Genomic DNA, 16,624 nt, shown 5'->3' on the forward strand with positions numbered 1-16,624 from the left:
TATTTACTTGTTATATAAAGTTTCTGGACGAAATTCTGTTAATTTGCACAAATTTATTTTAAAGATTCTTCTCAAAGAATTCTGTTAACTTGGTTACTGCTTGGGCTACATATTCCGGTATGTCATACATGGCGATATGCGTTGCACCATCAACCCAAAACAATTCTTTTGGTCCATTCGACAATGCATAAACTTGTTCGCTGAAACCACGTGTGTTGGCTTCGGTTCCTGCAATCATTAAAAGAGGTTGAGTTAGATAGGTACTTAATTGGCTTAATGCCGAAAATGCCATGATTCTGTCAACGCTTCTAAATAGGAATCGATTAGTAGAATTTGGATGCTGTGCTCTAGGAGTTCTATAGTATTCATAGCCTTCACGCATAAGCGCAGGTGTATTTTCATCAAATTCTTCAGGAGAATCAGGTACATAAGTAAGGAACATAGCCTCTGCTCCATTTGCTTCTGCTGTACGCTGCTTAGCAACCGCCTCAAGTGTTTGCAATTGTGTTGAAACGGTACCTCCTGTATTTTCTCCTCGGAACATAGCACCTATATCAATTGCACTGACTCCTCCTACTGCTTTGATGCGACGTTCGGCTTGTGCTGCAGTTATTGCATAACCACCACCGGCACAAATACCAAGGGCTCCAATCTTTTCTTCATCGACAAATGGAAGAGTAGACAGATAATCTACTGCACAACGCACATCTTCCACTCTTGCAACCGGATCTTCGAGTAAACGCGGCTCACCTTCACTCTCTCCCTGATGCGAGGCATCAAAGGATAATGCAACAAATCCCTGGATGGAGAGTTTCTGTGCATACAACCCGGAAGTCTGTTCCTTTACTCCTCCGCCAGGATGAACGCTGACAATCGCAGGATAATTTTTATGTTCATCAAATCCGTCTGGCAAATATAGATCTCCTGCCATTGTTAAATTACCGTTTTTAAATGTTACTGATTTTTTCATGATTTTTCCCCTTTTTGATTTTATTATAAGTGCACATTTATGCGATATCGCACTTCGTGTATAATATAAAATTAAACTAGGATGTCTGCAATAATCAGATGAACACCGTTTGTGCTCTATTGCACAAGTTAATTAAAATTGTGCAATTATTCTTAAGAAAGTTTGGTGACTCTCTCACAATGTCTATAGTGGATAGAAGAATATTCAAATCACTAGAAGCAATAAAAAAGGCTTTTATTGAACTAATGTCCGAAAAGAATTTTGATCAAATTACCATACAAGAAATCTCTGACAGAGCAAATGTTGGTCGAAGAACTTTTTACCATCATTACTTGGATAAATATGATCTACTAGATAAACTTACTGAAAAACATTTTAATGAACTAAGGGAACTCTGCGAATCCGCATTTGATTTGGATTTTGTAGAAGCGACTTTAATCTGGACCGAATACTTTGAAAATAATTATTCATTTTTTTCGTTGATGTTAACGAGTAAAGGAGCCCCATATTTTCGTAATCGATTTCTTGATTTCCTGATCGAAGAGTTGAAGAAAGAAGCAGACGTAACCAGAGGCAAAAACCTAGGATTAAATGAAGATGTTGTTGTACTATTTGTTGCATCAGCTCAAGTAGGAGTCGTGGAATGGTGGTTTACGAATGAAAGACCAATCCCGCATCAGGTCTTGGCAAAGCAACTCGGGATATTGTTAGAGAGAAACTTATAATCGATATCTGACAATTTAGCAGCTTGCCAACCACTCTGAGAGATGTTAAAGTGTCACGTTTAATTTGAACTAACCCCGCGAGTGAATATACCTTTTACAGGATTCCTCGAATCTCTCCTTGTTCGAATCCTCCCCATCGAAGAAAGGCATTATTAGATATTTATCTAATCGTCAATAGTACCATGTTCTTGTCCATTTTCGGCAATGGGATCAAGTTCTTGTCCCGAGAAAAGGACAAGAATTTGATCCCATAAAACAGAAAATCCGCGCTGGGCGCGGGCTCTAATGGGACTATGTTCTTGTACTCCGACACCAAGTTCTTGTCCTCAGCTTGGGACAAGAACTTGGTGAGCAAATAAAAAAAACGCCAGCAAAGCTGGCGGGAAAAGTAAGAAGTGAGCTATTACACTAAGAAAGCTTTAGAGATAATAACCAATAAAATAAAGAGTACGAGTATTGCACCAATGGACGTAAAACTACCATATCCTCCACTTACTCCTCCTACATTACCATAACCTACTTCACTCATGCTCCCATCTCCTTCTTTGTGGTATGAGATAGATTATTCAGGTGCATCTATTTTGACAAGGCTTTATAAAAAAAAGGCCCCCAACCATTCAGCTGAGGATGAGAGTCCCTTTATCATACCCGCAAGCACAAAAAAATATTCTTCAAACCGACCCATCCCATCTAAACACACTATTGTTATATGACTGACAATTGCCTTTTTTCATAATGTTTACAAATTGCACGAAACTTTTGAACACCGATTCCACATCTACTCGCTTGTAAAAGATATTGACCCTTATTACTTTATTTACTTACATTATAACATCGGTTTAACTATCCTGCTCCGATAGTTGTATAAGAAAAAGCCGCTTTAAAGACAGCACCGCTAACGCACCCTTCAGTGCAATTAAAAATTCTATTTTAATGCCTTTATCTCTCACTTTCGTAATCATTAATGATTACTTCTATAATATTACATTGTTCATCTGCAAATGCTTTGTTAGATTGTTTATTATAGTTGTAGGTTATTAAAGCCTTCCATAAAGCCCAACCTCTTGCTCTGTTCCAAGTTTCTGCATCAAAATCCAATGCATTCTTAAATGTCTTTCTGCTACCATCATCAAAAAAAGTCCATGCCATTGCAGCATCACAAGAAGGGTCTCCCACCCCCAATATTCCAAAATCGATAACCGCACACAATTTACCATTTTTAATTAATATATTTCCTGGGGCTATGTCACCGTGGACCCAAACTGGTCCACCAGCCCACTTTGAAGTTAATGCCAATTCCCAGATTTCTTCCAATAGGTGTTTATTAAAAGTATTCACATTATTATTAATGGCATCTCTACACTCATAATCGTATACAACAATATCTCCGCCTCTATAAAAATTATGTTCGCCAGCTAAGGGACCTTCACTGGCGTCAATAGATTGTAATTCAACTAAGAATTCCCCCAAATCATTTGCAAATTGATTTGAATCATCTATATTTTCTAAAGTTAACGTCTCTCCATCCAACCATTTGTTGACTGACCAAGGGTGCGGGTAATCCTCACTTGGTTCTCCTTTAGCTAATGGTTCAGATATTTGTGTAGAAAGATGCCTGGCTAAAATGGGTAACCATTTTTGTTCTTTTTCAACTTGGGGTACATAGGCTTCATCACTTGGTAACCTAACGCTCATGCTGTTGCCTAAGTGAAAAGTTTTATTATCATTTCCACTTTTTTTAACAGGCTTAACTTCAAAATTAGTCCACTCTGGAAATTGGCTATTTATTAACTTTGAAACTAATTCTACATCAATTTTTATCATTTATAATTCTCCCTTTAATCTTATTTATTCATCACCCAAAACCCAGATACAGACACAAATTTATTTGATAAACTCAACCTTATCAACCCCTTTAACTTGATTACATTTAATGTACCATATACTTACTAGTACAAGAACTTCTTATTCCACTATCCTGCCCGTTAGTTGAATGGACTAACGGGCAAAACAATGATTAGATATACGTCTAATCGGCAATCGGTACAAGTTCTTGTCCTTGGCTTGGGACAAGAACTTGTACCGATAAAATAAAAAAGCCGCTAAAATAGCGACTTCAATAGGACTATGTTCTTGTCCCTCGACATCAGCTCTTTTATTATTTCAGCTCATGGGTATTCAATTTCCTTTTTGTTACCATTTTTTTCATATATGATCTCTGTTTTTCTGCCATCCGGATATTCCTTGATCATTTTTTCATTTTCTTCATATACAATGGGCACACCATTGCTTTTGGCCTCTTGTCTGGCCGAGAGTGTTGCTTTTACTAAAATTTCATTCAATTCAGAAATTGACATATGTTTCATGTGAAGATACCCTCCTTAAAGTACGTAAAAGTTTCACACTATTATGGGCGGATCATTTTTCAAGTTTAGCTATGCCTTTTGCCATTCTCAAGAAATCTTTCTCACTAATTTGTCCAGATAGTTTTTGTTCATTCAGCTTATTGGTTCCGATTTGGAGCTCCTGAACCATCTGCATCAACGATAATAGCACTGATAGGAAAAGTATCTTCATATTTAATGCTTGTCCATCTTATATACATCCCATTTCAGTAATTCCCAATAATAATATATTCCGGAAATATACTGCTACTCCTTCTCCCATAATGCTAATTTTTTCTTGCATCAGCTACGTTAACCTGCCCGTTAGCTTAACAAAAGCAACCGATCACATGGATCAGCTGCTTTCTTAGTTATATTGAGCTATCATTTCTTCGTTAGTTCAATAACCTTACTGCTAGGAGGTCAGCAATCACTTCATTTTTTCAAAAGGAAACCGAAGTAGAAATTTATTGAAATAATATGCAGAAGATATCCTAATGTTGATAGCTTCATCGGCCGAACTGAGATAATTGCAGAACGAAAAACCGGATGCTCGTTGTTAAAAACATTTGGCACGAGAACGATATAAAGCTAACAAAGAAATTGCGAACTGCTTTGAATAATTGTTTTTAAAAGACCAGATATTTTCAGTCTTCTGGTATGCTTGGCAGTTCTAGCATGTGGAATACGTTGCTATACAATCCGTCTAATACGGGATGCTAAGAGAACAAGTTTAAGATTACAATGTTTTATGTGGGTTTAGGCGAGCCAAGTACTTGACATATGTAATCCGTAGCCCTAAAATGAGCTAAGTCAGTCGATTATGGACTCGATGAGTCGATAATAGGAGCGAAAATGAATTATTCTTAACTCGACTATGCACTTCATATCCATGCGATCAAAGGAACTGGTTCTTTGTATGAATGCAAGCTGAATCACGCCCCTTTTTTTGCCCATATTGTAGATATAAAATATCTATGATATCTTATTATTAATGTAAGTATAGGAGGCAGTGACAGATCGTATCACTTTACTTTTAAGAACTTAGATTAGGGAGATGACGAACGATGAAAATATTTATGACAGGCGTTACCGGATATATTGGAAGTTCTGTGGCTAAAGTATTGCTCGATGCAGGGCATTCTATCTATGGTCTGACCCGGAGCACCAGCCAAATAAACGAGCTGAAAGAGCTTGGAGTGGAGCCTGTCGTGGGCACACTTGGAGATACGGAAATACTGGCTGATTACGCAAAACGGAGCGATGGAGTGATTCATACAGCTGACGTTGCTCACCGCAAGGCTATTGAGACTTTTATTAGCGTTTTGCGCGGTACAGGAAAGCCGTTGATTCACACATCCGGTTCAGGCAACGTTGGGGATGATGCCAAGGGCGAATTCCAGAGCGAGCAAATCTATAACGAAGAAACACCTGTAACAAGGGACTTGGAATCGATTCGAGTCAATGAGCTGGTGCGTAAAGCAGGGGTCGATCAAGGAGTGCGAGGCATTGTCATCGTACCTTCCATGGTATATGGAACGTCTCTCGGACTTCCAAGAGACAGCATTCAGCTTCCAATGATTGTACAGAAATCGAAAGAAATGAAGGCCGGAGTCTATATTGGCAAAGGTCTGAACAGATGGTCGAACGTCCATATTCGTGACTTGGCCCAATTGTATCTTCTTGCGCTAGACAAAGCGCCATCCTCCTCATACTTTTTCGCAGAAAATGGCGAAGAATCATTCCGTGATCTAAGCCGTTACGTAAGTGAGGCGCTTGGATATGAGGGACGCACGTTGAGCTGGTCTCTGGAAGAAGCGGTTGCTGAATTTGGCCTTCTGGCTCAATATACACTTGCGACGAATTGCCGAATTCGCTCTGTACATGCTCGAAACTTGCTTGGCTGGAAGCCTGAAGCCGAATCCGTCCAAACTTGGCTTGCCAATAGCTTTTGAAGATTGTGATGTTGATCAGGAAGGTAGAAGGAAGATGACCAAGATTAAGGCCGAAATATATGATGTTGCGATTGTTGGCGGTGGCCCTGCTGGACTGAATGCCGCCTTGGTGCTGGCTCGTTCACGCAGTCGGGTACTGGTAATCGATAAAGGAGATGCCAAGAAATCATGTGACAAAAGAATCTCATGGCTTCTTGACACGTGATGGGATTACGCCATCTGAATTTCAGCGGATTGCAAGGGAACAGATATTGAAGTACCCTTCGGTCGTATTCCAATCTGGGTATTAACAACGCTTTCAATTAATAAAAGTTACACCTGTAATTCGAAAGATGGCATTGAGTTAACCTGCCCGTTAGTTGAACAAAGACAGCTAATTATGTTGAGATCAGCTGTCTTCTTGTTTTTATTAAAGCTATCGTTTCCCGTTACTTTAATACCTTTCTCCACGTATGACTGCTTCAACTTGGTCTTGATCCTCATCTTACTGTCCATAGCTGTAATATCTAATAATGTAACTTTTTCATACTTTGTAGCGTCTTATCTACAAATATTTGAAAAGGTGGGGTATAGTGATAAAAGCAATGACTACCTTATTAGCCTCTCTAATTTTTTTGACGGCATGTTGTGGAGAAAGTCTGCCAAAAGATGAACCAAGCACATCGACAAATACACCGACTCAGAAAGCAGCTCCCGTTACAACAAAATCGCAAGATAAGAGTGCTAAATCATCGCCGAATACTAGCTTTAAAGCTGAATTGGCAATTGATATAGAATCAGCTAAAGATTCGTTGAAAGAAAACGAGCGCCCCGCGCTGGATGTACTCGAAAAGAACCTGACCGCTCTCGTACAGCATGATCACAAACTCTACCGATCCGGTTTTGTCGATGATCAACTGGCCGATGCCATGGATTTTTATTATGGTGAGCAGTTCCAATATACGTTTTCAAGCATCGAAAGCATTGAGAAAAATGCGTCTATTACAAAACAGGTGCATATTACTGTTCTTGGTGAACGTCTGGATACAGCAAACCATTCGGTTGAAAAAGTGAAAATGATGTATGCGATCCGGCAGAATGAACAAGGTGATTGGGACATCTATACAATTGATTAGTGTCATCAAACTAATCAGTTTGTCGTTGTCGAAATGCATACTTATGCTTCCAATACGTCAAAACCACGTTGATCTCACTTCCTTAACGAACATATTCACGTAACTTATTTATGCCACCGATAGCTCAACAAAAAACGAGCAGCCTGCTGATCTGCAGACTGCTCATATCTTTTCAACTAACGCTTCCCGTTAGTATAACAAATGTAGCTAATCATGTTGATTGGCTACATTCTTTTGTTTTCTTCATCTTATGCTCCTTTAGTCGAATTGAAATAGGGCTTCTACCGTATCACTTGCTATGGGCAACTCGGTGCCCTTTTTCCAAATGAGGATAGGTTTCTCAGGTGACCCATAATATACGGCTCGAATTCCCACACCTTGATTGGCTTTTATTTGATCAAGATCAACAAAGTCATACATATTGGCTAGTCCTATATGATAATATTGCTTAGATTTAATAAGAGGACGGACGGGTACCATATATACATCCCCATCACTATTCACTTTATAATTGATTTGGTTTACATTGAACCCGTCCGTCATTTTTACTTGATATACAATTTTCCCGTCCCTCAACTGACTTATATCCGTTATACGTATTACCTCAGTAGGTACATTAACAATATTCCATTGAGTAAGGCCTAAATAAACCAAGATCAACAGTGAAAATACAGAAGCAGCAACTAATAATCCCTTATCAAATGCCCTTGCCTTTGATTGGTTCCAAAAAGCCGCTATACTTTTAAGTTCGTTTCCTTCCAACTTATTTTTTTCTATTATTTCAATGGAAAGATACTCTTGATCTTTTAATTTTTCCAGCATCATCTTGCAGCCTGAACATGTAGCAATGTGCGCTTCTATTTCTCTTTTTGTGGCTGTGCTGCATACATTATCATAATAAAGTGGCAATAAATCTCTTACAACATCACATTGTAGTTTACTCAATTCTCTTCCTCCTTCAACTTTTCAATATCAATATCATTAGTTTTTGCGAGCAATCCCTCTGTCTGTAACCGTTCTTGCTTGTGTAAATACGTAAAGTAGCTGTTTTTAGCAATTTGACACAGCCAGACTTTGATACTGCACTCCCCTCTAAACTGATTTATATTTTTCAACGCTTTAAAAAAAGTTTCTTGTGTAATTTCCTCGGCAATTTGCTTATTCCGACTCAAAGATAATGCAAAACAATACACTTCTTGAAAGTACTGATCATAAATCCTTCTCAAATCCGTCAATTGTTCACCACCTTCAGTAATAAGACTGCCATACAAACAATTCGTTACAAATTAGTTCATATATTTCTTAAGTCATACTAAAAAAGGACCGCGGACGGGTCCTCTTAAGCTGACTTTCATGTTCATAGTGATTGTACTACTATTGGTCATTGTTTTAGGAGTAAAAGCATTCTTTCTTGTCTTGATAATTTTACAACTTATCGTTCCAAACTGTCTCTTATTCATCAGAGTGTCATATACTCTCCTTACAAAGAGATTCATAAGACTATAATTCTATTTTGTCATTAAACTAATCTGCCGTTAGCTTAATGAGCCATCATAGTAATATTTATTTTTTGAACATTTTTCTGTCTCTACCGTCTGTAAAGGTATACAAAAAAGGATCGTCAGCATTTGTGCAACGATCCCTATTGTCGGTCCGCTAGTTGAAAACAGTAGCTGATCACTTTGATGCCTTCTTAGTTTTATTGAGCTAATGTTTCCCGTTAGAATTCCTGTAAAACGAATAATTTAGCGAGCGAGAATCGCTAGGGCGATGTGGAGACGTGCGCATAATGGAACAATATGGGTGAAACCGTACTCACCTTTATTCCCGCATGCCTATTTTTACGTCTGTCCGCCACCGGCTCCGCCCACATCCTCTTCTTCGTACTAATTACAGGATGAAATCCTGCGAATTCATGAGCCTGAGTGAGGAAACTGAATCATTTCGAGGGAGTTTAATGACGGTCTACATATTTTACTCTTGTATTGAAGCATGGTCACTGAGTCCTTATCTTCAAATATTATTCTGTAATTCCATTATGCTGCTTAATTTTTGAAAATCACGACCATATGCTTGCTTCCCATATATTCAACGGAAGTATTTAACTGCTCCGCCACAAAACGAACAGGAACGAACGCACTGCCGTTCTTCAGAAGTAAAGGAGCATCTTGCATCACCGTTTGCTGGTTTACTTTTACCTGCCTATTCCCTACAGCCCAACGAATCGTTTTACCATCCTTCTGAATCGTTACCTCTTTGGTGCTCTGATTCCAATTCACGGTTGCCCCAAGCTTCTCGGAGATGAAACGGATCGGCACATAGGTACGTCCCGTCTGAATAAATGGCGCTGCGGAGATACGATAAGCACTGTCTCCCACATAAGCTGTTGTGCTGCCGATCACCAAGCGCTGTGTCTTACGCTGACCGCCAGGCAACTCATTTCCTGCCAGTTTCACGAATAATTTATATGTTTTCGATCCCTTGCTTAAATCCAAATAGTTATTTTGCAGCGCAAGTGGTTCAATGAATGCACCCGTATCATAATACGGAAAAAAATTACGTTGTTGGATCGGCTCTAAATCCCACACTCGATTGTTGCTCAAATAGAGGTAACCCAAACTTTGCAAATTCCTCAATGGTTCCAAATCATAGATCTGGTTAGATGATAAATCCAGAGTAAGTAAGTTAGTTAATTTAGACAAAGGAGCAAGATCTTTGATTTTATTATTCGCAGCATCGAGCCTCCAAAGACTAACCAATCCTGCTAGTGGCTTTATATCTGTGATCTTATCGGAATTAATGGACAACGTATTCAGATTAACTAGTCCCGCTAGCGGTGAAAGATCATTGAATTGGTTTCTAGATAACGATAAATCTGTCAACTTCGTTAACTTCCCAAGGGGCTTAATATCCTCAATTTGATTACCACTCAAATCCAAAGTCGTCAAATTCACAGAATCGGATAGAGGTGAAATATCACTAATTTGATTTCCACTTAAAGAGAGCTTCGTCACATTGACTGCATATTCCAAACCCTGCAAACTCTTAATTCCTTTATTCGATAAATTGACCTCGGTCAGTGATTCTAAATCCTCTTTTGTTAGTGATTCATCGTCGTTTTTATTCAATAATGACCTAATCGCTTGTTCTAGATTGAGATCCTCAAAGGCCAAAGGCTGTTGGTTAGACGCCTCCATGTAAGCCTGTCCTGGTAAGCCCAAACATAGGATAAAAATAATTAATAATCCAGCAAGGTATTTTTTCATTCTGACCACTCCTCTCTAATCACTGTATAAACTAGCCAATAGTTTAAACGCAATTTGCAAAGAAAAGTTGTATTGAAGAGTAATGTGATCATTGTAAGTATTATTTATTTAAGAGGAAAAGAAACGTTTAGTTATATGCCTAATCGGTAATCGGACCATGTTCTTGTCCTTTCCGGCAATCGGTACAAGTTCTTGTTCTTGGCTCGGGACACGAACTTGTACCGATAACATAAAAAAGCCGCTAAATTAGCGACTTCAATGGGACTATGTTCTTGTCCCTCGACAAATTGACACAAAGTTCCCTACCAAAAATTAAAAAACCTTCTATTATAATTGATTCCTCGGTTGGTGACTTTATGTCGTTCTACATTTTTGAACAAACATACGTAATCAATCCATAACCATGACAGCAGGAAATTCATTCCTTCTACAATGACCTTTCGTGTGTTTAAAAATGGATCTGCATTTCCATGTCACCCATGTCAATATCGATTCTCTTTCACGGTTCTATGATGACCCTGAGCTTTACTTGAGTCAGTTCTTGGTTCAGATCACGGTCAGGAGACAGATCGAAAACAGGCAACCTGTCCCGGTTAAAGTGTACTCGTGTTATTTTCCCAACCATAAAGCGGCCGTGTTATTAACACCGGATCACTGGTCAATTGCCAGGGTCTTGCTGGATCGATCGTAGCGATAAACAGCATGGAACCTGAGTCTTCCGGTGACCAGCGGCGCCAGGACCAAATGACATAAGACCCTCCATCGACTTCCAAGTACGTCATATCGAGTGTAATATCCAATGCCTCGCCGTCCTCGCGAACCGACCCAGATACACACCATCCTTATTAACCATGCGAATGGGAAGTTCCCAGTCAGATGCATTGAGGATTCGTCCTTGATTCTTCAGCTTCATAATGTGAGCCTGCGGCCCCCATACCGAACTGCTGACCGCAAAGAAAATGTATAGGTCGTTGCCTACCACATGAAACTCGGGTGCCCAGAAGGTCTGGGTATACCCTCTGGAATCAACTTTATCCAAAACGACATGCTCAATGATATCGGGCGCAAACAGGCCTTGAATGATATCGGCTTCACGTACATACAGTCCGATATTGTCATTATCATCATTCGTTGCGATAAAATAGTACTTATCCTGCCATCTCAATATGTGAGGATCTGCCCGGCCGACCGCGACGGGAAAAGGATAGAACGGCTGTATGACCGTCCCGGTGATCTCATAACTTCCCGACTGATGGAAGTTGATATCATCCGTCTTCCATTTCACCTGCTTGACTGCCTTCGAGCCATCGGTATATATCGCGGTTGCCGTAACGGCGTGAATGTCATCTATCGTTTTAATTACTGCCGTTTCCGGAACTCCAATAGCTTCATTCATCAACGGCGACCGTCGATGGAGTAAATTTCTGCCGAAATCACCCTCCACCTCGATCACGTTTGCCTCCACTGCGCCTTCTATATCCGTCCGAACCATATCATGTGCTAACATCCCTTCCCGGAACAGGTTCAGAGAACTGCCATCAGCGTTGATACGAACGGCCACTACACCAAAAGTTCGATCAGCGGCGGCGTACCTTCATTTTTCAGTGTAACAATGGTCGGATATATTAATGCACCCGCGCTCGTAAGCGCAACATTTTATAACGATAATGCATGTTGTCGATCCACTCATAGGATACCTCGTCCGCTTGCAGGTATGTTTTAATGGCACCAACATCCAGATGCAAAGAGCGATTATTGACACGAGTAATTTTAGCTTCAATGACCATATTCTCTCGAAGCCGATCCCAAGTCAGTCCTTGAAGATGGTCAATAGCTTGTTTGCTTGATGCACCAAAAATTGCTGAGTTACGGTCAAGTTGAAGAACTTTATAATAGATTGTCGTACCGACAGCATCTCTCAATTGTGCCCCGTTTTCAAACTCAGTTTCGTCGATAGGGATAATTCCTTTGATATGACCTACGAATACAATACCGCACACCTTGCCGGCGTGAGTTTCAATACTCATACTGCGTAGAAGCTGCTGGGCTTTTTGGTGAGAAGCGGGGAAGTCTACAATTCTTCAGAATAAAAAGCTTTAGATACGGATTCCGTAGCTTTATCAATAAAAGCTGCAATTTTACTGGGGCTTTCCTTCAGACCACTACTCACCCACTTTTTAATAATAGCTATACTGCCATGAGCGGTGAACATATACCAGGACTCAAATAATTGTGGATCAAAATATTTTAATTCCGTCTTCCATCGTTCAATAGTTAAATCGTGACTGATATAAAGGATTCGTTCTAATAATTCTTTATCGCCATGCTCTGAGAACAGAACCTCACATATCGTTTTATTCGCTTTTATATACTTACATAATTCATAAGATAGCGTTTGAGGGTTTGAAGAACTCATCCCAACTTGCTTAATGTCTTCGTAAAGATCATTTTCAATCGTTGAAAGAAGCTCAAACTGATTAGCATAGTGTGTATAAAAGGTGTTGCGATTAATCCCTGCTTCTCTGCAAATGTCGGTCACTGTAACTTTATTGATAGACCGTTCTGTCAAAAGCTTCAACAGGCTTTCTTTTATAACCATTTTTGTATATCTCACTCTGTGATCTGTTTTTTTGTCTGCCATAATATCCTCCCATTTAAAATAATGAACAAATCTAAGGTGGTTTGTATGATAACTAACATATCTCAATCGAACAGCCTGTTGTTTAAGTAACACAGTGAAATTATAATTTATTTGAACGTTCAATTCTACTTTTAAACTTAAATGGAGGTAAAATATGGGTGATATAACTGTAGTGCCTGTATGGATAATTCAAGATATTATAGTTTTAATTGCTGCTGTTCTAATGGTTTTCTATATCCTTGATAAGGAAACACATCCCAAAACGGTTCTACTGCAGTTTATAGGTTTTGTGTTTTTTTACGCAGCCGTTTTTGAAATTACTGCTTCATCGCTTGGGGAGGGTTTTTACGCCTATGGGCGGAGTATTTTAATGTTATTTAATATACCGATGACTGTCCCTATTATTGAGTTTCTGATCATTTATTCAACTTTGCGTGTTCTAAAGTCTGTAAATATACCGTCCTGGACTAAACCATTTATTACGGGATTGAGTGCTATGGTTTTTGACTTTTCATTGGACCCGGTGGCTGTTAAACAGATATTTCAGACTACAGATGGACTCATGGCAAGATGGACTTATTATCCGCTGGCCGGTGAACCTCAAATCTATGGGGAACCTGTGATGAATTTTACAGGATGGATTTATATAGCGGGATATTGGACCATCTTTATTCTAATTGGTGAATGGTGGCATAAAAAGAAAGGCTACAGTAAATCAATTGGTTATATCTATCCGTTTCTGGCGGCCATTCTGTCATTAGCGTGTATGTTCTCACCTTTATCTAACTTCTTTAATTATATGGGGCCGTTCTTCGAAAGAACCTCTAATATGCAATGGGTGATGTTGATTACACTTTCTGTAATTACAATCGGAATTTTAGCATTAGCTTTTATAAAGTTTTGGGACCGGAAGGTTAATTATTCAATCACTCCCAAAAAAGATTTTCCTATCATGTTTACTTTCGTGGGGTTCCCCCTAGTCAATACTATATTTTGCATTATAGGAGGTTACACGGAAGTGTTGTGGCTGGTCGCTCTGGCTCAGATCTTATTATTGCTAGGCTGGATTGGAATTTACATTATGGGTAAAAAAGCAAGTCCAATCAAGAAATAACCATAAACCCAAGCATTGAGGCAAAGACACACTTTCATTAATATTCCTTTTCGGCATTTTTATTTTGGTGCTTCTTGCTTACATGAAAAGAAATAGACCGCCCACCCTAAGGTAACAGTCTATTCTGACCACCACCTAGCGGCCGACTGCTCTTTATGTAGTTTCAATTGTATAATTTCCTGTTTCTACCATAATAAACGTATTAACAAGCTAAAGACCCGCCTGATCCGCAAGGATCCGGCAGGTCTTTTATTGGCCGAATGATATTTGAATATCTATAAATCGCTTTGCGAGATTCGAGCTTCCGATTGCTTTGAAGACGGCCCCAAGGTCCTTAAGCTCACTTTGACATCTTACTTGGACAAGCCGTACGCTTTTCGGATCAGCGAGAAATATTCGTCCGCCTTAACCACCTGGAACTCGGCTCCAAGAGATTCCGTAATCGCCAGCACATCCGATGGGGTCATGCTCCATGCATTAATCCCAACCGAAATAAACGTTGGAGATTTGCCATCCCATTCGGTCTTGGTACGATTCAAAATATCTTTACCATCCTGCACCGTTGAGATGCCTCGCAGAATGGAAACCGGAAAGCTGCCATTCATGATTTGAACATTGGCTTTGTCCTCGCCTGCGAGGAACAGGCCTGGAAGTTTATAGTTTTTCTCATACGCAGCTGCAATCGAATCACTCAGCGGAACGTCTTTTCCAAGTTCACGATTGAGCACAAAAGGGTACGACATGTTAGTTTTCTTCAGATAAGAGAAGGTTTGTTTCAGATACTCCGGGAATGTGCCTGTCGGCCAAACATGCGGATTGAAGTAACCCACTCCAGATGGGCCTGCAACTAGCTGATCATTTGGCGTCGCCGTTGAACGGTAATAGTTTAGAATGGCAGGCGCTGCATCGTAGAGTAACGGACTGGAAGTCCAGTTGATAGGCACTTTACCCCGAGCGGGATCAGCCCACAGGTTGCGCATATGATTCTGATCGTATTGCAGGTTGTCACCTTCGCCAAAGGTATAGGTTACATAGATTTTGTTCTCCAGCTTGGACTTTACCGGTTTGGGAGCAGGCTGTTGTTTTACGTTTGTTCCTGAAAATACGGTCATGTTATGGAACCAGTCGGAAGGAACAACATAGACACCATGACGAGATGTGAGTTCTATACCAGCAACTTCGCCTTCAAAATCATTGTCGAACCAACCCAGATAAGGTGTCCCTGGCTTTACATCAGACAGGATCTTCTCGAACAGCGCCTTTTCCTCTGGCACACTGGTAGACAACCAGAACACCATGGCTTTGTTCGCTACAGCATAATCGCGGAGATAGCCATAAGGTTCCTTTTCTTCAGACGAGAGTGGTTGAACATTGCTCGCAGATACCTTGTATTGGTTCCACATCTCGATCGATACGGTTAGCTGCTTTATGTCCGCTGCAGGCTTAAATTCGTATACAAAGTAGTTTCCATTATCTGCGAAGCGGTGATCGCTTCCAGGCAAAAATTTGGAGTTATGTCGGTCATAGAGAAACGCTTCTTCCTCAGAAGAACCCGTTTTGAAATCCGCAATAATCTGTCCATCTGCTTTCACCGTCACTTGATGAACGGCAGGTCCCCAGCCATCCTGAGGAAAGGCATCATTAAAGCGGAGGTAGACCGCTTCTTTTCCCAAATAGGATGACAAGTCATAGTCATAGGTCTTCCTGTTGCTTGCATCACGAATCTGTTCCTTCTCGATTCCAACCGTTTGGAATGAATCAAAATTTCCGGACGGAATCGGGATGGAGGTGTCTGGACTCAATCCGACCAACATTCGTTGAGTCGTCTGGCTCCAGAGATGCTCATACTGCCAGTTGTATGCATCCATACGATTCTTGAACTTGTCCTGCAAGTCTTCGATTACCGACAGGTGATACGGTGCAGCAGTCAATTGTTGAGCCAGTTCAGGACTGGCAACAACCGCATTTTTGAGTCCGGCAAGTGTCGTTGCCACATTAATGGAGTCCGGCAGCTGCGGATCATATACGATAATGCCTTTGATCTCTTTCGCATATTTCTTGAGAACATCCATTACGTTGTCATGCTGCTTATAAGGGACGTTCAAGTCCTGCAGCCAAGGGTCTACTTTATTCTGTTGAATGTAGATTCGCGGCTTTTCTCGATTGATTACCCCTTCAAGCGTCGTCAAAAGCAATTTGATATCGCCAGATTCCTCATATACATTCGCCACATCCAAACGTTCTACTTTATTGAAAGTTGGAAGCGCTTGATTTTGAGGCCACTTCAAAGAGTTTGTATGCTTCAACTCATCTGTGGCAGCAAATGCACTAGCCGATAACACGGTTGTACAGACCAGGGCAACACACAAAACGGTTAATTTACGAATCATAAAGTTCATATCTCCTTTTAGAGGTAATTCAAAAAGTCAACTTTTGATCACGAGGTAACTCGAG

General features: G+C 40.2%; 16 protein-coding genes and 2 pseudogenes. 6 read left to right on the plus strand and 12 right to left on the minus strand.

What is annotated here, in order from left to right:
* Positions 1–58: 58 nt before the first annotated feature.
* Positions 59–970, minus strand: a complete 912-nt coding sequence (locus tag QF049_RS06455) for an alpha/beta hydrolase (protein ID WP_210108340.1) — start codon at positions 968–970, stop codon at positions 59–61.
* 179 nt (positions 971–1,149) lie between these two features.
* Here QF049_RS06455 and QF049_RS06460 point away from each other — a divergent pair, with 179 nt between their 5' ends.
* Positions 1,150–1,695, plus strand: a complete 546-nt coding sequence (locus QF049_RS06460; protein WP_210108339.1) for a TetR/AcrR family transcriptional regulator — start codon at positions 1,150–1,152, stop codon at positions 1,693–1,695.
* Between the two features lie 403 nt (positions 1,696–2,098).
* Here the strand turns inward: QF049_RS06460 and QF049_RS06465 are convergent, their stop codons facing one another.
* The 3 genes from QF049_RS06465 to QF049_RS06475 all read right to left on the minus strand — a co-directional run bounded on the left by QF049_RS06465 (position 2,099) and on the right by QF049_RS06475 (position 4,061).
* The gene (locus QF049_RS06465) at positions 2,099–2,224 is read right to left on the minus strand and encodes a YjcZ family sporulation protein (protein WP_307535788.1); all 126 of its coding nucleotides are present in this window, start codon (positions 2,222–2,224) and stop codon (positions 2,099–2,101) included.
* A 410-nt stretch (positions 2,225–2,634) separates the two neighbouring features.
* Positions 2,635–3,519, minus strand: a complete 885-nt coding sequence (locus QF049_RS06470) for an aminoglycoside phosphotransferase family protein (RefSeq protein WP_307535790.1) — start codon at positions 3,517–3,519, stop codon at positions 2,635–2,637.
* 344 nt (positions 3,520–3,863) lie between these two features.
* Positions 3,864–4,061: a hypothetical protein gene (locus QF049_RS06475; protein WP_307535793.1), complete on the minus strand. Its 198-nt coding sequence runs from the start codon at positions 4,059–4,061 to the stop codon at positions 3,864–3,866.
* 1,085 nt (positions 4,062–5,146) lie between these two features.
* On the opposite strand from QF049_RS06475, the gene QF049_RS06480 reads away from it, so the two are divergent.
* From QF049_RS06480 to QF049_RS06490, 3 genes and pseudogenes are all read left to right on the plus strand, one after another.
* Positions 5,147–6,034 (plus strand): NAD-dependent epimerase/dehydratase family protein, encoded by an 888-nt coding sequence (locus tag QF049_RS06480; RefSeq protein WP_307535795.1) that lies wholly within the window; start codon positions 5,147–5,149, stop codon positions 6,032–6,034.
* Between the two features lie 34 nt (positions 6,035–6,068).
* A pseudogene (locus QF049_RS06485) lies at positions 6,069–6,309 on the plus strand (FAD-dependent oxidoreductase); the annotation flags it as partial.
* A 297-nt stretch (positions 6,310–6,606) separates the two neighbouring features.
* Positions 6,607–7,149: a hypothetical protein gene (locus tag QF049_RS06490; RefSeq protein WP_307535797.1), complete on the plus strand. Its 543-nt coding sequence runs from the start codon at positions 6,607–6,609 to the stop codon at positions 7,147–7,149.
* Positions 7,150–7,407: 258 nt separating this feature from the next.
* Here the strand turns inward: QF049_RS06490 and QF049_RS06495 are convergent, their stop codons facing one another.
* The 7 genes from QF049_RS06495 to QF049_RS06525 form a co-directional block, all read right to left on the minus strand.
* Positions 7,408–8,094: a zf-HC2 domain-containing protein gene (locus tag QF049_RS06495; RefSeq protein ID WP_307535799.1), complete on the minus strand. Its 687-nt coding sequence runs from the start codon at positions 8,092–8,094 to the stop codon at positions 7,408–7,410.
* The gene (locus tag QF049_RS06500; RefSeq protein ID WP_307535801.1) at positions 8,091–8,384 is read right to left on the minus strand and encodes an RNA polymerase sigma factor; all 294 of its coding nucleotides are present in this window, start codon (positions 8,382–8,384) and stop codon (positions 8,091–8,093) included. Before QF049_RS06500 ends, QF049_RS06495 begins: the two co-directional genes overlap by 4 nt.
* Before the next feature lie 810 nt (positions 8,385–9,194).
* Positions 9,195–10,415 carry a stalk domain-containing protein gene (locus tag QF049_RS06505; protein ID WP_307535803.1) on the minus strand — a complete coding sequence of 407 codons (1,221 nt, stop codon included), beginning with the start codon at positions 10,413–10,415 and terminating at the stop codon, positions 9,195–9,197.
* 593 nt (positions 10,416–11,008) lie between these two features.
* Entirely contained in the window at positions 11,009–11,215 is a 207-nt protein-coding gene (locus tag QF049_RS06510) for a glycoside hydrolase family protein (protein WP_307535805.1), read from the minus strand.
* Positions 11,194–11,976 carry an Ig-like domain-containing protein gene (locus tag QF049_RS06515; RefSeq protein ID WP_307535807.1) on the minus strand — a complete coding sequence of 261 codons (783 nt, stop codon included), beginning with the start codon at positions 11,974–11,976 and terminating at the stop codon, positions 11,194–11,196. The genes QF049_RS06510 and QF049_RS06515 overlap by 22 nt, the downstream gene beginning before the upstream one ends.
* A gap of 64 nt (positions 11,977–12,040) precedes the next feature.
* Complete coding sequence (locus tag QF049_RS06520; RefSeq protein WP_307535809.1) at positions 12,041–12,442, minus strand: hypothetical protein; 402 nt, start codon at positions 12,440–12,442, stop codon at positions 12,041–12,043.
* Positions 12,443–12,486: 44 nt separating this feature from the next.
* Complete coding sequence (locus tag QF049_RS06525; protein ID WP_307535811.1) at positions 12,487–13,056, minus strand: TetR/AcrR family transcriptional regulator; 570 nt, start codon at positions 13,054–13,056, stop codon at positions 12,487–12,489.
* A gap of 154 nt (positions 13,057–13,210) precedes the next feature.
* Here QF049_RS06525 and QF049_RS06530 point away from each other — a divergent pair, with 154 nt between their 5' ends.
* Both QF049_RS06530 and QF049_RS06535 read left to right on the plus strand, forming a co-directional pair.
* Positions 13,211–14,170: a carotenoid biosynthesis protein gene (locus QF049_RS06530; protein WP_307535813.1), complete on the plus strand. Its 960-nt coding sequence runs from the start codon at positions 13,211–13,213 to the stop codon at positions 14,168–14,170.
* A 25-nt stretch (positions 14,171–14,195) separates the two neighbouring features.
* Positions 14,196–14,285: pseudogene (locus QF049_RS06535) on the plus strand (putative holin-like toxin); the annotation flags it as partial.
* Between the two features lie 238 nt (positions 14,286–14,523).
* Here QF049_RS06535 and QF049_RS06540 read toward each other — a convergent pair.
* Entirely contained in the window at positions 14,524–16,560 is a 2,037-nt protein-coding gene (locus tag QF049_RS06540; RefSeq protein ID WP_307535815.1) for a GxGYxYP domain-containing protein, read from the minus strand.
* Positions 16,561–16,624: the final 64 nt, after the last annotated feature.

Source organism: Paenibacillus sp. W4I10, assembly GCF_030816325.1.
GTDB lineage: Bacteria > Bacillota > Bacilli > Paenibacillales > Paenibacillaceae > Paenibacillus > Paenibacillus amylolyticus_B.